General features: G+C 69.5%; 11 protein-coding genes. 7 read left to right on the forward strand and 4 right to left on the reverse strand.

The genetic code is table 11. The features are described 5' to 3' along the window. Window positions 1-23 precede the first annotated feature (23 nt). Together ACWIX7_RS03975 and ACWIX7_RS03980 are read right to left on the reverse strand one after the other, a co-directional pair. Window positions 24-806 (reverse strand): DeoR/GlpR family DNA-binding transcription regulator, encoded by a 783-nt coding sequence (locus ACWIX7_RS03975; protein WP_448620321.1) that lies wholly within the window; start codon window positions 804-806, stop codon window positions 24-26. After that, the gene (locus ACWIX7_RS03980) at window positions 803-1,705 is read right to left on the reverse strand and encodes a LacI family DNA-binding transcriptional regulator (RefSeq protein WP_448620322.1); all 903 of its coding nucleotides are present in this window, start codon (window positions 1,703-1,705) and stop codon (window positions 803-805) included. Before ACWIX7_RS03980 ends, ACWIX7_RS03975 begins: the two co-directional genes overlap by 4 nt. 196 nt (window positions 1,706-1,901) lie before the next feature. On the opposite strand from ACWIX7_RS03980, the gene ACWIX7_RS03985 reads away from it, so the two are divergent. From ACWIX7_RS03985 to ACWIX7_RS04000, 4 genes are all read left to right on the forward strand, one after another. Beyond that, a complete protein-coding gene (locus ACWIX7_RS03985; RefSeq protein WP_446766019.1) occupies window positions 1,902-2,444 on the forward strand; it encodes a hypothetical protein in 543 nt (180 codons plus the stop codon). Between the two features lie 1,192 nt (window positions 2,445-3,636). After that, window positions 3,637-4,620, forward strand: coding sequence for an EamA family transporter (locus ACWIX7_RS03990; protein ID WP_448620323.1), 984 nt, complete (start codon window positions 3,637-3,639; stop codon window positions 4,618-4,620). A gap of 1,180 nt (window positions 4,621-5,800) precedes the next feature. Continuing rightward, entirely contained in the window at window positions 5,801-6,721 is a 921-nt protein-coding gene (locus ACWIX7_RS03995) for an ornithine cyclodeaminase family protein (RefSeq protein ID WP_448620324.1), read from the forward strand. A 234-nt stretch (window positions 6,722-6,955) separates the two neighbouring features. Then, window positions 6,956-7,594 carry a GntR family transcriptional regulator gene (locus tag ACWIX7_RS04000; RefSeq protein WP_446766016.1) on the forward strand — a complete coding sequence of 213 codons (639 nt, stop codon included), beginning with the start codon at window positions 6,956-6,958 and terminating at the stop codon, window positions 7,592-7,594. A gap of 992 nt (window positions 7,595-8,586) precedes the next feature. Here the strand turns inward: ACWIX7_RS04000 and ACWIX7_RS04005 are convergent. Together ACWIX7_RS04005 and ACWIX7_RS04010 are read right to left on the reverse strand one after the other, a co-directional pair. Beyond that, window positions 8,587-8,844 (reverse strand): helix-turn-helix domain-containing protein, encoded by a 258-nt coding sequence (locus ACWIX7_RS04005; protein ID WP_448622129.1) that lies wholly within the window; start codon window positions 8,842-8,844, stop codon window positions 8,587-8,589. 385 nt (window positions 8,845-9,229) lie between these two features. Continuing rightward, complete coding sequence (locus tag ACWIX7_RS04010) at window positions 9,230-9,478, reverse strand: hypothetical protein (RefSeq protein ID WP_448620325.1); 249 nt, start codon at window positions 9,476-9,478, stop codon at window positions 9,230-9,232. A 258-nt stretch (window positions 9,479-9,736) separates the two neighbouring features. Here ACWIX7_RS04010 and ACWIX7_RS04015 point away from each other — a divergent pair, with 258 nt between their 5' ends. The 3 genes from ACWIX7_RS04015 (at window position 9,737) to pruA (ending at window position 15,014) form a co-directional block, all read left to right on the forward strand. Beyond that, window positions 9,737-11,611, forward strand: a complete 1,875-nt coding sequence (locus ACWIX7_RS04015) for an APC family permease (RefSeq protein ID WP_448620326.1) — start codon at window positions 9,737-9,739, stop codon at window positions 11,609-11,611. Window positions 11,612-12,486: 875 nt separating this feature from the next. Continuing rightward, on the forward strand, window positions 12,487-13,359 hold the full coding sequence (locus tag ACWIX7_RS04020) for a proline dehydrogenase family protein (RefSeq protein WP_448620327.1): 873 nt from the start codon (window positions 12,487-12,489) through the stop codon (window positions 13,357-13,359). A gap of 26 nt (window positions 13,360-13,385) precedes the next feature. Further along, complete coding sequence (gene pruA / locus ACWIX7_RS04025; RefSeq protein ID WP_448620328.1) at window positions 13,386-15,014, forward strand: L-glutamate gamma-semialdehyde dehydrogenase; 1,629 nt, start codon at window positions 13,386-13,388, stop codon at window positions 15,012-15,014. The last annotated feature ends 29 nt before the right edge of the window (window positions 15,015-15,043 follow it).

The following is a 15,043-nucleotide window of genomic DNA, read 5'->3' on the forward strand; positions in this document are numbered from 1 at the left end:
TGGCGAGCCGCGCACAGGACGGGTCACCCGTCCACGACGTGCGGAGGCACTCCCACCCGTCGCAGGGCACAGGCCAGCTCCGCAGGAGGCCGCTGATCCGTGACCAGTCTCGTCAGTCGGCCGAGCGGCGCGATCCGCGCCGGCGCCGAGGTACGGAACGCCTCCTGCGTCACCACCAGGACCACGTCGTCGGCGATGTCCATGAGCTGCCGCTGAACACTCGCCTCAGCGGGAGACGCGGCGTACAGGCCACGGGCGTCGATCCCGCACGGGGTGAAGAAGAACGTCCGGACCCGCAGCTGGGCGGTCGCAGCTTCCGTCGTCGGGCCGACGAACGCGTGTCGGCCGGCTAGGAGTTCGCCTCCCAGAGCGACCACCCGCTCGAGCCCGCCGGTGGAGAGGCACTGCAGCACGGGCAGGGAGTGGCTGATGACACACCCGCGGAAGGTCTCCGGAAGCGCGCGGGCCACCGCGTGACCCGTCGCCCCGGCATCGATGGCGATCGTGTCCTTATCGCCCACGAGACCCACGGCAAACGCGGCCACCCGTTCTCGGGCCTCAGCGTCGTCGTCCTCGGGAGAGCTGGAACGCAGCGGAGCGCCGGGCGTGAGGCTGGCCCCGCCGTGCACCAACCGGACGTGACCGTCGTCCTCGAGGGCGTGCAAGTCGCGGCGGATGGTCATCTGCGAGACACCGAGCTGGCGGGCGAGGTCGGTGACGGACAAAAAGCCCACCGTTCGCAGCGTCGAGAGCATCCAGCTCCGACGCTCGGTCGCCGCCTCGTAGCGCAGTCCGGTATCGGTCATGCTGCGGACCCCTGGTCCGGATCGGGCGAGGTGGGGGCCGGACCAGTGCTCGACCGGACGACCAGCTCACCGCAGACTTCCAGCGGACTGCGCAGGGCCGCCTCATGGCCCCGAACGAGGTCCAGCAACAGCTCGACGGCGGCGGTCCCGGCCGTTGCGGCCGGGATCCGCACTGTGGTCAACCGGGGCGTCACCATCTCGGCGAGCTGAGTGTCGTCAAAGCCGACGACGCTGATGGCGCCGGGCACAGCGACCCCACGGTCGGCGAGCCGGTTCACAGCTCCCACCGCGATCTCGTCGTTGTAGGCGACAACAGCCGTCACGGACGTCGCGAGGACGAGATCCGCAGCACGCACGCCGTCCTGGAACCGGGCCGCGAAGGGGCCGAGCTCGGATCCCTCCACGCCCAGTCGGCTGCAGGCGTCGCGGAATCCGCGCAGCCGGACCTCATTGGGGTAGCCGTCCGGGCCGGCCAGGTAGACGACGGCGCGGTGTCCGAGTGCGTGCAGGTGCTCGACGGCGTGACCGGTCCCCTCGTAGAGGTTCGTGAGCACGGCCGGGATGCCGTCGAGGAGGCGGTTGAGCATGACGACTGGCGTCATGTCGGCGAGTGCCAGCAGGGCCTCGTCCGGCATCCGCGGCGACACGAGCAGCAGCCCGTCCACCTGCTGGGCCAGGGCTCGTACCGACGCTTCCTCGTCGGGCACGACCTCGTCGGAGCCGGCGACGAAGAGGGCGTAGCCGTCCCGGCGCGCCTGCCGGTCGACCGCCTTGGTGACCAAGGCGGAGAAGGAGTTCGAGATGTCGGGGACGACGATGCCGAGGTTGCCGGTCCGCCCTCGCGCGAGCGAACTCGCCGCCGGATGGGGGGCGTACCGGAGCTCCTCGGCCGCCGTCATGACCCGGCGCCGAGTCTTGGCGGCGACCGCCTGGGGCTGCGTGAAGACCCGGGAACGGTGGCCGGGGAGACCCCGGCCCGAGCAGCGACCTCGCGAATGGACATCACGCCTCCTCACGGATCTTGAAACAGTATGAAACCGGTTTCAGAAACAGTCAACCCCCCGTCGCTCCTCCTCCGGCTACATCAATGCCCACGTGCTCGACGCAGGCGCGCTGTCAGCCCTCCTCGGTCTCGGCTCGCGGGTCGCGTCGGCGGATGCCGATGGCGAGCGCGGACCCGGCTTACCGCCCCTACGATTCGTCATGGCGCCTGAGCGGTCGCATGCGCACGTCCAACTCGGCCACCAGCTCTACCCGATCCTCGAGCAGTGCAGGAAGCCCGAGGCACTCTGGGCCAAGCTCGCAACCGGGAACTACGACTGGCTGGGTGTCCGGCGGAACGGGAAGTACGTCCTGGGCCGGCCGCGCTTGTCCACCGTCATGCCGGAGGAGCCGGCCGTCTCACCCGACGACACGAAGGATTCCCACCGCGTCGAGTTCGTCAGCCCCCTGCAGCGCACCCCGCGATGGGAGTCCTGCCAGAGCCCCGAGGAGGCCCGGGAAGCCTTCCAGCGGATGGTGGACGGCGATCCGGTCACCCCGCTGCGCAGCTCGGGGGTGTGGAGGGTTCGGCTGGTATTGGACGGCCGGTCGGTGGAGGAGCGACTCGTCATCCGCCCTCTTCCTCGGTTTGTGTGACCGGACGGGACAGCACTGTCGAGTCATCGACGACACAGGCCCAGTGCCACCACCATGCCGCCTGAGGCGCCTCAGGTTCTCCCCCTGACGGGAGGACGGCTGATGAACAGGGTGGAGCTGAGGGGACTCGAACCCTTGACCCCCAGCCGTCGGCCGCGGGTTCGCGCGCGTCCGCCTGAGTTCGTCTGCGCAGGTCAAGCGGCATACGGAACGGCAGCGAACGGAGACGGACAGCGCCGAACTGGCCCCAATGGTGGTCAGAATGGTGGTCAAGTCCCGAGGTCCCGGCCCGCGACGGCGGCCCAAACCACTCGGAGGCCATCGTCGCCGAGCGTGACGGCGTCTCGAAGGGTCATGCGGCGGGTCACCGGACCCCTGTGCCCTGTCGGGTCCGCCTGCCTTCCGCAGTCTCCAGCCCGTGGGCCGAGGCGCGGATGCGGTGAGGAAGCGACCCTAGCTACTCCCCACCTCATGCCGCACGCAAGATCACCAACGCTGCGCTGTAAGCCTGCGATTTGATCTTGACAGTGTTGGCAGCGATTGGTCGAAGATGAACGCCCAGGTCAGCGGGGTCCGCCATCACCGGACGTCGTCAGCTGTCGCCGGCAGTTGAGGGCGATTTGTTGGTCGTAAGTTGGTCGCGTCGCTGCGGAGGCCATCCCCGATCCCCGCGACGTGCTCAACAGGAGCTATGGGGGAACGGATGGCGATCAACCGGCCCGACCGGGCGAGTTCCTCGAATCGGCACAGCGGATGCTGCGTGAGCTGTTCGGCGATCCGCGCAGCGGCCAGCCGTGGGCGGAGACGACACGTCGGCCGCGGGAGCGCTCCAGACCCCGCAGGCACCCGCGAGCCCAGCGCCGGGCGGCAGCGCGACAACCTCGCGTTCGCGACCCGCGCCGTCGAGGCGCTCGAGGATCTGGCGGGCAACGTCGCAGCGATCCGTCAGCGCCTCAAGCGCACGGACCCGCAGGCCGCGGGAGCATGGGCCCGAGGCGGAGGGGCGAGGCCCGAGCGAAGGTGACGCCGCCGGGCAGTGACTCCGACCCGGGCCGCTGCCCCGACATGGCGGACCTCGGGTCTCATCCCGGGAGCACAGACCTGGGTGAATCGGCATTTCCGTTCGCGGCGGGACGGTGGCTAGCGTCGGGGGTGCCCAACCACCGCAACGCTGCCGGGGATCGCATCGAACATGAGCACCTCGCCACCGCCCACCGCTGCCGCCGATGGACGCGCCTCGCTGCGCGGCTGGGCCATGCCCGGAAAGGCGGGGGCGGTCGGCATGGTGCTCGGCGGCATCCTCTCGGTGCAGTTCGGCGGTGCCCTGGCCGCGACAATGTTCGACCGGGCCGGCCCGGCCGGCATGGTGACTTTGCGGCTGTGCGGCGCCGCGCTCGTGCTGATGCTCCTGGTCCGTCCCCGCTGGCGGGGCCGCTCGCGGGCCGACTGGGCCGTGATCGCAGCGTTCGGAATCTTGCTGGCCGCGATGAACGGGCTGTTCTACGAGGCGCTCGCGCGGATGCCGATCGGCGCGGCGGTCACCGTGGAGTTCCTCGGGCCGCTGGGCCTGGCCGCGGTGCTGTCACGCCGGCTGCAGCACCTCGGCTGGGTGCTGATGGCCGCCGCCGGCGTGTTCCTGCTCGGGTACGGCTCCCTGACCGGACTAGACCCGGCCGGGGTCGTCTTCGCCCTCGGCGCGGGGGCGTGCTGGGCGGGCTACATCCTGCTGTCAGCCGAGACCGGGCGCCGCACCACCGGGCTGGACGGGTTGGCTCTGGCCAGCGGAGCAGCCGCTCTCATGGTGCTGCCGATGGGGGTCACCTCGGCCGGATCGGCACTGGTGGCGCCCGACGTGCTGCTGGTCGGGCTGGCGGTGGCCCTGCTGTCGTCGGTGGTGCCCTACGCCCTCGAGCTCACCGCGCTGCGCGCCTTGGCCAGCCGGGTGTTCGGCGTGCTCATGAGCCTGGAACCGGCCGCGGCGGCCCTGGCCGGGCTGGTCGTGCTCGGCCAGGTGCTCACCCCGGTGCAGCTGCTCGCGGTCGCGTTGGTCGTCGTCGCCAGCGTCGGAGCCGCCCGCTCCCGCGCCAGGACTCCCCTGCCGACCGGCGGGCCACCCCGGCCGCGACGCCCCTGGACGAGGTCACGCTCACCATCGGATCGACGAGGCGGGCCATGATGAGCGGCCACGAGGACTGACCCATGATTCGACCTCGGTCTATGGCTGACCGCGATCGATCGAGGACCCGCCGAAAGCACACAAGACCGTGCCCCCCGAACCGTCTGCGGGATCAGGAGTTCCTCGTCGGCCCACTCGCCGGCGACCACCCGGCATCGGCCGGACCCACGCCCCAACCCACGTCCTACCCCTCCTCCAGGATCAACACGTCCGCGTCGTCAACGCCGCCACCGGCGACCTCCTCCGCCAGCTCGCCCATCGACCGCGCCCGCGACCACCAGCCCACCGGACGGCCACCCGGCTCCGCCCGGAAATGACGAACGCTCGAACGCACAATCCGTGGGTCTGGGCGTCCGGGATGTCCTGAGACATCACTTGTCGGGGCTGACAGGAGTCGCAACTACGGGCTTGACCCCTAGACGTCGGACGCGAACTCATGCAGGTTCGCACAACTCGGTCCGCGCAGGTCAGAAGGACTACGGAACGACGGCGGACGATGACGATTGACGCCGGACGCAGCCCAATGGTGGTCGAGCAATGCCTCCTCGACCAGCACGGGGACCGGTCGGCGGCCCTGGCGAGCCGCAGGAGACGATGCGCCGCCGGGCCCGAGGTTCCCGCACAAGCCTCAAGGAGCTCAGGTCGCGAGCGTCTTGTTCTGCGGTCGGGGATTAGAAAAACGCGGACGTCCTCGTGGCAGCACCCCTTTGACGTGAACGAGAGACTGCGAATTGATCTTGATGCCGTTGGCGAGCGTTATCCGAGGATGAATGCGCAGGTTGACACTGGAGTAGTGCGAGGGCCCTGGCGGCAGGATGACCGTCCGCGAGGGCTTGCGTCTCGCCGAATCCACCTACAACGCGATGGAGACCGGCCCGGCGGGCGGGGAGCCGGACTCAACTCCTCATCACCCCTGGCGGGGAGGACCAGGTCGGGTCAGAGGAGCTTCGCTGCGGTAACGCCTCTGGAGGAGGAACGGGCGCCTGTGCTGCGGAGGCGGTCACTGTGGCGGCTGCTGGGCGAAGGGTGCTAGAGGAGCAGTCGCCAGCTTGGGTGGGGCTGACATCGCGACCGGAAGTCGGCTATTGCACATGGAGCCCTCAGCAAGGTGTAATACCTCACGCGGCACGCTTCCTCCCGTCGGCCGGTCGAGGAGGACCCGACAACGAGGTGGAGTGCTATGGAGACCATCACCCTCGGTCAGCGTGAGATCCGCGAGGCCGTGACGATGAACGAGGCCATCGACGCCGTCCGGCGCGGCTTCATCGACCTGGCCCGCGGAGAGTTCGAGATGCCCACGCGCACCGCACTGCGGGACGGGCAGTTCCTGGTGATGTCGGCTCATCACCGGTCTACCGCGTCCGCCATGATCAAGACGCTCAGCGTGAACTTTGAGCGCAAGCCCGCCATCGCAGGCACCGTGGTCTGGAGCGAGACCGGTCGCCTGGACCACCTGGTCGCCGACGCCGGAGCCGTGACGACCCTGCGCACGGGCGCGGCCGTCGGCGTTGCCACCGATCTCCTCGCCGCACCCGAGGCCGCTCGGCTGACCATGATCGGTGCGGGCGGACAGGCTCCCGATCAGGTCCGCGCGGTCCACGCGGTCCGGCCGCTGCGCCGGCTGACCGTGGTGGATACGGACGAGCGACGCGCCCGAGCCCTCGTCGACGCGCTCGAACCCGAGCTGGCAGGGGTAGAGCTCCGCGCGGCGACCGACCCGGAGTCGGCCGTCCGGGAGGCCGAGATCGTCTGCTGTGCGACCAACGCGACCAGCCCGCTGTTCGCGGAGTCGGCGCTGCCTGCCCACGTGCATGTCAACGCCATCGGCGCCTATCGCCCCACCATGCGAGAACTGCCTGATGAGCTGCTCGCCACGAGCACCGTCGTCATCGATGAGCTCGACGCGATCCTCGCGGAGTCCGGCGAGATCATCCACGCCCTCAAGGCCGGTGCCATCACTCAAGACGCTCTCACAGAGCTCGGCACCGCGCTGATCGCCCCCTCCACCGAGTACGGCAAGCGGACCGTGTTCAAGACCGTCGGTGTCGCCATGCAGGACTGGGCCATCGCCCACCTCCTGGCGGACAAGTTGCTCCCGTAAGTCGGCGACCAGGATCCACCGCTCGACGCGCTCGCCAGCGACGCGCCCGACATGTGGCGTGTCCGCTGCCCTCCTGGCGCGCCCGGGGACAGGGCAGCTCCTGACGAGGCGTGAGCGGCCGCGCGACCGGCCCCCCAATATCTGCGACGACCCGCGTGCGCTCCGTGCTATGTATTAGGCATGACCGCCTCCCGCCGGGCAGCACTGTCCGCCCCGAGTCCCCAGCTCAGGTCAGTGAGTCTCCGGGAGCAGGCACGGGAGGCGGTACGGACTCAGATCCTGCTGGGGCAGATCGAACCCGGGCAGGTGGAAAGCGTCATCAACGTGGCCGCAGCACTTGGCGTCTCGATCACCCCGGTTCGGGAAGCCATCATGGATCTGGCCAATCTCGGCATGGTCGAGGTCATCCGCAACCGCGGCTTCCGGGTGCCGGTGCTCACCGACCATGACCTCGACGAGATCTTCCGCATTCGGACCATGGTGGAGGTGCCGGCCATGGCTGAAGTCGCCCAGGTCGTGGACGGGGCACCCCTGCCACGGTTCCGGCAGCTCGCCGAGCAGATCACCGAGGCCGCACGCGATGGGAACCTCACCGCTTTCCTCGAACTCGACCGGCAGTTTCACCTCGGACTGCTCGACCGGTTGGGCAATCGCCGCCTCGTGGCACTTGTCGGCCAGTTGCGCGACCAGGCCCGCATGCAGGGCCTGCAGAAACTGGCAGACCGGGGCGAGCTGACCCACTCCGGCGAGGAGCACCTTGCCATCGTTGACGCCATCGAGTCTGGGAATGCCGAGTTGACCGCCGAACTCACGCGCAAGCACCTCGCCCACAGCCGTGGCATCTGGGCGGGCCGGACAGAAGGCGACGTCTGAACCGAGCGACAGCACGTCCTGGCCGCGACCACCCGGACCGGGATGCGCGGCTCGAGGCCGCCAGCCGCGAGCGCCACCGACCACGTCGCCACGCCGTAGCTCTGGGTCGCGCCCCTCGTTGGCTCCCCGCTGTTGAACGCCACCGCCCAGCGGACGCCCTGCGTGACGTGAGGTGCACGGAACCCATTTACCTCACGACCAGAGCCAGCCTCCTGACCCCATGGTCGGCCGAAAATCGACGCGACGGCGACCGCACCGTGGACGACGGTGGCGCGCTGGTCGTAACGGTCGGGGACGCCGCACCAGGCCTTGAGCTCGTCGAAGTCCCGCTCGATGACGGTGTGACGGCGGCAAGCGGCGGGGTCGCCGCTGATCGGCTGCCCCCCTCATCCGCCGCGGCAGTATCGGTGCGCGCCCTGGTCGTCAGGCTCCGGATCACTCGGATGATCCCTCGGTGGGCACGCCGGCGCGTTCGCCGCGATGAGGAGCACGCCTTGCCGGCGATCACCGCATGCAGTCCAGTGCAACGGCCGGGGAGTCCCTAGCCCGGGTACGCGGATAGCGGTCAGAGCACAGTCGCCGTGTCCGTTCGACAGGCGCACCAGCCGCAGACGGCCGCTCCGTCTGTCGACCAGGGTATCGATCGTTGAGCGGCTCTCCGGCCAACGATGAGGTCGCCACCCCAGTCCTCGCGGTAGGCACGGTGCTCGGCCACGACCGGGCGCCGACCGATCAGCCGAGCCGGAGCGAGAAACCGCGGCGTGCGCGCCATGGAGAGACGCCGGTGCTTGCGGAGCAGCCGGCGAGCCGGTGCGCAGCTTCCTGATCAATGTCCTGCTTGGGTCGCCCTCTCCCCCGCGGTGCAGCGCTTGACGGATGGCCTCGTGACACAGGTCCCAGTCGGCCGCTCCGGATGAGCTTCCCGCAAATGCGCGGCGATCTGCGCACGGCTCCACTCCTCCTCGAGCTCGCCCTGCATGATCCGCCGCAGCTCAGGCTGGCGACTCGACAGCGCCGACGTGGCCGCCGCGGTCCGCCCCGCACGCGGGCGTGAACCAGGTCGCCGTCGTAGATGCCCGGTCGTGCGGCCGCAGGTTGCGGCGCAGCTCCCGGCAAGCGGTCGACGGAGCTCGCCCCAGCCGGCGGGCGATCTCCCATACCCCCAGCCCCCGACCGCGCAGGGCGGCAATCCGTTGCCGTTCCAGCAGCGGGAGGTACCGACCGGAGCGGGAATACTTCGCCAGCCACACCGGCGGCGGCCCGCCGTCCTGGCCCGCCGTCGCTAGCCGGGTCCTGCGACCGATGCCGAGCGACTTGCAGGCGGCGACCGTCCCGATCCCCGACTGCAGCAACCTCCAATAAGAGCCAGCTGACGCTTCCGACCCCGCTGGTCAAGTCCGCTGACAGTCGGAGCGACGCGGCGATTCGTCCGTCCCCGGCACGACCGCGTTGGGCGCCGGGGCGCACTTCTACATCGCCGCGCCTCTGCAGGTCCCGAGCACCACCAACGACTCTGCCACGCCCTGCCGGCACATGGTCGTGGCCGTTCCGCGCCTCGACGTGGGGGTCAACGCGCCCGAAGAAACCTTGACAAGGGCTGTGACCCTCAACACAATATATATGACATGTAACACCTTACTTCTGGGGTGACAGCCCCACATCCGAGGACTGTCCCCATGGCGCCAGCTCCCAGGTCTCCGCCGACCACAAGATGGCGATCTCGCGGTCGTCTTGCCGCCACGGGGACCTTGTTGCACGTCGGCGTGGGAAATCTTCAATGGGCTGTCCGGCCTGTTTGTCGTGCAGGTCGGACACGGCCGGCGCGGGCTTGCCGAGGTCGCCGCCGAGCAGACCGCCGAACTGATGGAGCAGATCCTGCGCCACACCCCTCCCTGTAGCCCAGGGACTGATCTGACGATGGCCACTCAGGACGCAATGTCAGTGACCAAGTCGCGGGAGCCGACGGCCCGTCCATCCGACCTACTGTCCCGACTGCCGACCGGACTCGGGCCGCCTGCTCGACCGTCGGGGGCTGTGTGAGACCAGCTGGAGGACGCCAGACGGGCCGCGTCCACATCGACGAACAACGCCAGGCCACGAGAACCGCATAGCAGACCCATGCAGACGACAAGGGGAGCCAGCATGTCTGAAGACCTCGTTGTGGAAGGCGCGTATGAGGAAGCCGATACCCATCTCCACAGGGACATCGGCCTCTTCGGCCTGATCGCCCTGGCCGTCAGCGTCCAGGTGGGCTCCGCCTGGCTCCTGGCCACCCTCGCTGCGGTGAGCATCGCCGGGCCCGCCTCGATCATCACGTGGGTGGTCGGCGCGCTGTTCTTCGGCATCATCGGGGTCGCGTGGATGGAGCTCGGCGCGATGCTGCCGCGATCGGGCGCGGGCGTCCGCTACCCCCAGCTGACACACGGCGCCTTCCTCAGCTGGTTCAACGGCTGGGGCTACCTCATCGCGACGCTGACGCTCCCGGTGATCGAGGTCCAGGCCGTCCTGACCTACATCGGCGGCAACTGGCCGGAGCTCGGCTTCCTCGAAGAGCGGGAAGGCGCGACGGTCCTCTCGTGGCCGCTCGGCATCCTCGTCGGCTTCGTCCTGCTCTTCGTCTTCTTCGGCCTCAACGCGTTCGGGGCGAAACTGCTGAGCGAGTCGAACAAGTACGTCACCATCTGGAAGCTCGTGGTCCCCGTCACCACCGCACTGCTCATGTTCACCGCGTTCAACTCGGCGAACTTCACCATCGGCGGCGGCTTCACGCCGCTGGGCAGCGGCTCGGTCTTGGGAGCCCTCGCGGGCGGCGGCATCGTCTTCGCCTACGCGGGGCTCCGGCAGATCCTCGACTTCGGCGGCGAGGTCGTGAACCCGCAGCGCAACATCCCGATCGCGATCGTCGTCGGCGGCATCCTCATCCCGCTGGTCATCTACCTCCTGCTCCAGATCAGTTTCATCGGGGCGATCGACTGGGCGGCCGCCGGGGTCCAGCCCGGGGACTGGGCCGGGCTCCTCGAGAGCGGCTGGTCGTCGTCGCCGCTGCTCAACGCGGTCGTCGCGGCCGGCTTCACGTGGTTCTCGATCGTCCTGCTCTCCGACGCCGCCCTCTCGCCTGCGGCCACCGGTTGGGTGTTCCTCGGCATCGGCACCCGGACGGTCTACGGGATGTCGGTCAACGGCGAGCTGCCGAAGGTCTTCCAGCGGATCAACCGCTTCGGCACACCGATCGTGGCCCTTCTCGGGTGCACCGTGGTCGGTCTGCTGTTCTTCTTCCCCGCGCCGAGCTGGTACCTCTTCGTCGGGATGGTCTCCATCGCGCTCACCCTCAGCTACGTCATGGGCGGCCCGGTCATGGCGGTGCTGCGGCGCACCGCACCGGACTTCCCGCGTCCGGTCAAGATCAAGGCGGCCTACTTCTGGGGCCTGCTCGGGTACGTGGCGAGCCTGCTGCTCATCTACTTCGCGGGCTGGGTGCCCCTGATCAACCTCTTCACCCTCGTGTTCTTCGCGCTCCCGCTCTACGGCGGCTACACCAGTGTGATCAAGGGGTGGAGCCGGCCGGTCCCGAGCTGGCTGCTCTGCGCGGCGTTCACGGTCGCCTGGGTCGTCACCGCGGCCGGAGGCGGCTGGCTGTTCAGGATCGACCAGCAGCAGGCCCCGGGTGGGTGGGCGTTCCCGGCGTACTTCACCGCGATCGTGCTGATCGTCGCCGTGTTCATCGCAGGGCTCTACGCCGTGAGCACCGAGGTCGGCCGGCGACAGATCCACGGCGGGGTCTGGCTGGTCGCCACCATCCTCGTGATGCTGTTCCTCGCCTACCTCGGCCAGTTCGGGCCGCTGGACTCCCCCGTGCTCGACAACCCTGTCGACCTGATCATCATGATCGTGGTCGGTGCCGGTTCGTTCTTCTGGTCGGTGCGAGCCGGCGGTCCGACAGAGGAACTCCGGGAGATCCTCGAGGCCGAGGCGGAGTACGAACGCCGGCGCAGCGGCGCCGAGGCAACGGGACGTTGACCCATGGCGCGAGCGGTCCCGGAGCCGGGATCTGGGTCCGGACCGCTCGCGCTCGGGGGTTGCGAGCCGCAGGTCAGCGTGCCTGTCGAGCGAGGGCCGAACCGCGCGGAGGCAGCGACGACAGACAGCGCAGTGCGTCGTCGGCTCGCGCGTGATCGGGTCGGGACCGCCTACCGGGTCGCTCGGGACGGCCTGGCGGTCACAGTCGTGGCGGCAGCTCGCGACCGAACCGGGGTGCCCACCAACAAGGCCGGGTGGACCTCCCCACCATGTCAACCTGCCACTGGGCGCTGTCGGGCGACGGCACGCCTACGTCACCGCGTGATCGTCGCCGACCCGTAGGCCGCCGTCGACCCAGGTCTTGATGTATCGGTGACGGTCACAACGCGTGATCAGCCGAGACACTGAGCGTCGGGATGGTGGGGTATCACGTCCTGGGCGACAGCTGGCCGGCGGCGTGGGTGACGGGAGCGGATGTGCCGCCGGCGAGGACGTCGAGGCCGAGGTAGCGGGGCGTCCGGTCCGTTCGTCGTGCTGTTCGGCGAGTACGGCGCCGACCAGGCCGACGAGGGGGTCGACCTTGCCCTCTACGGACGATCGCCCTCCACAAACCGACGGTCTCGGGCACGGTCCGAACTGACGGTCAGGAAGTCCTTGACCTGTGATGTGTAACACCTTACGTTGTGACACAGAGCGTGCGATGAAGGGACGCAGGCTGCACCAGAGGCTGTGGCAACGCCCGTGGCCAACGTTGCGATCAGCGGTGTCGCCGGCGTGGACCCCAGCGGTTGCAGAAGGTCTGCAGCGGCGGAGGAGGCAGCATGTTCGCTCAAGTGCTCCTGAAGGTGACTGACCATCCGGCGGTCCGTGGGGTGATGACCCGCAGCCGCCTCAGCCGCTCGGTCGTGTCGCGCTTCGTCGCGGGTGAGGACGTCGATGCCGCGGAGGGCGCGGTCCGCACGCTGACCGGCACAGGGATGCGAGTCAGTCTCGACTATCTCGGCGAGGACATCACCCAGGTCGCCCAGGCCCTCGAGACCGTCGAGGCCTACCGCCTGCTCGTGGCCCGGCTGGCCGACGCCGGGCTGGCCGAGGGCAACGAGATCTCGGTGAAGCTCTCCGCCCTCGGGCAGTCGCTCGGTCCAGACGGACGGAAGGAGGCGACCGAACGCGCCCACGACCTGGTGCAGCACGCCACCGCCCACGGCGTCGACGTCACCCTCGACATGGAGGACCACACCACGATCGACGACACCTTGGAGACCCTCCGTACGCTGCGCGCGGAGTTCCCCCGGGTCGGGTGCGTCCTGCAGACCATGCTGTTCCGCACCGAGGCGGACGCGCGGGATCTCGCCTATACGGGTTCACGGGTTCGGCTGGTCAAGGGCGCCTACGCCGAGCCGGAGTCCGTCGCCTACGCGAAGAAAGCCGACACCGACCGGGCCTACGTCGAGTGCCTGCGCATCCTCGTGGAGGGCGGCGCCTACCCGATGATCGCCACACACGACCTGCACATGGTCCGACGCGCCGAGCGGCTCCTGGCCGAGCACGGCAAGGGACCGGCGGATGCTGAGTTTCAGATGCTCTACGGGATCCGCACCAGCGAGCAGCGCCGCCTCGCCGAAGCCGGCCGCACCGTTCGGGTCTACATCCCCTTCGGCACCGACTGGTACGGCTACTTCACCCGCCGCCTGGCCGAACGCCCCGCCAACCTGGCGTTCTTCCTACGAGCCCTCATCAGCCGATAGGCCACGATCCCGGAGCGTGATCCGCGATGTTCGACGCCGTCACTCAGGTCCCCCCGCCGGTCAACGAGCCGGTGCACGACTTCGCGCCCGGCAGCGCCGAGCGGGCCGCCCTCGAGGAGGAGTTGAAGCAGCGCGCCGCGGAGCGGGCCGAGCTCACCATGGCGATCGGCGGCGAACAGCGGGCCGGCGGCGGCGAGCCCATCGACGTGGTCCAGCCGCACCGCAAGGACGCCGTCCTCGGCACGATGCACAACGCGACACCGCAGGACGTCACCGCCGCCGTGGAGGCCGCGCGCGCCGCGGCGCCCGCGTGGCGGCGGATGTCCTACGACGACCGCGCCGCGGTCTTCCTCAAGGCCGCCGAACTCCTCGCCGGCCCGTGGCGGCACACGCTCAACGCGGCCACGATGCTCGGGCAGAGCAAGACCTGCTACCAGGCCGAGATCGACACCCCCTGCGAGCTGGTGGACTTCTGGCGGTTCAACGTCCACTTCGGCCGGCAGATCCTCGAGGAGCAGCCACAGAGCTCGCCCGGTGTCTGGAACCGCTTCGACCACCGGCCCCTCGAGGGCTTCGTGCTGGCCATCACCCCCTTCAACTTCACCGCGATCGCGGGCAACCTGCCCACCGCGCCGGCCCTGATGGGCAACACCGTGATCTGGAAGCCGTCGCCCACCCAGCAGCTGGCCGCGCACTACACGATGCGGGTGCTGGAGGAGGCCGGCCTGCCACCCGGGGTGATCAACATGGTCACCGGAGACGGCCGGGCGGTCAGCGAGGTCGCGCTGGTGCACCCCGACCTGGCCGGCATCCACTTCACCGGCTCCAGCGTGACCTTCGGTCACCTGTGGCGCACGGTGACCGAGAACCTGACCGGCTACCGGGCCTACCCGCGGCTGGTCGGCGAGACCGGCGGCAAGGACTTCGTGATCGCGCATCCCTCCGCCGACGTCGACGTGCTGCGCACCGCCCTGGTGCGGGGCGCGTTCGAGTTCCAGGGACAGAAGTGCTCCGCCGCCTCCCGGGCCTACATCCCCCGCTCGGTGTGGAACCGGCTCCGGGACCCGTTCCTGGAGGAGGTCGACGGCATGCCGATGGGCGACATCACCGACTTCTCGAAGTTCCTCGGCGCGGTCATCGACCAGCGGTCCTACGACCGGCTCACCGGCGTGCTGGACCGGGTCCGCGGCGAGGAGGGCGTGGACATCCTGGCCGGCGGCACCGCCGACGACAGCGAGGGCTTCTTCGTCCGTCCCACGCTGGTTCAGGCCGACAACCCCGACCACGAGGTGTTCACCACCGAGTACTTCGGCCCGATCCTCGGGGTGTTCGTCTACGACGACGCCGACTACGACCGCGTGGTCCGCGAGGCCGCCGACGCCGCACCGTACGGCCTCACCGGGTCAATCATCGCCCAGGACCGCGCCGCGATCGTCGAGGCCATGGAGGTGCTGCGGTTCTCGGCCGGCAACTTCTACGTCAACGACAAGCCGACCGGCGCGGTCGTGGGCCAGCAGCCCTTCGGCGGCGCCCGGGCCAGCGGCACCAACGACAAGGCCGGCTCGCCCCTGAACCTGCTGCGCTGGGTGTCACCCCGCTCGATCAAGGAGAGCTTCGTGCCGCCCACCGACTACCGCTACCCGCACATGGGCTGAACAGCACTGACGGCTGCCATGGTCTCCAC

It is taken from the genome of Geodermatophilus sp. URMC 65 (genome assembly GCF_053502545.1).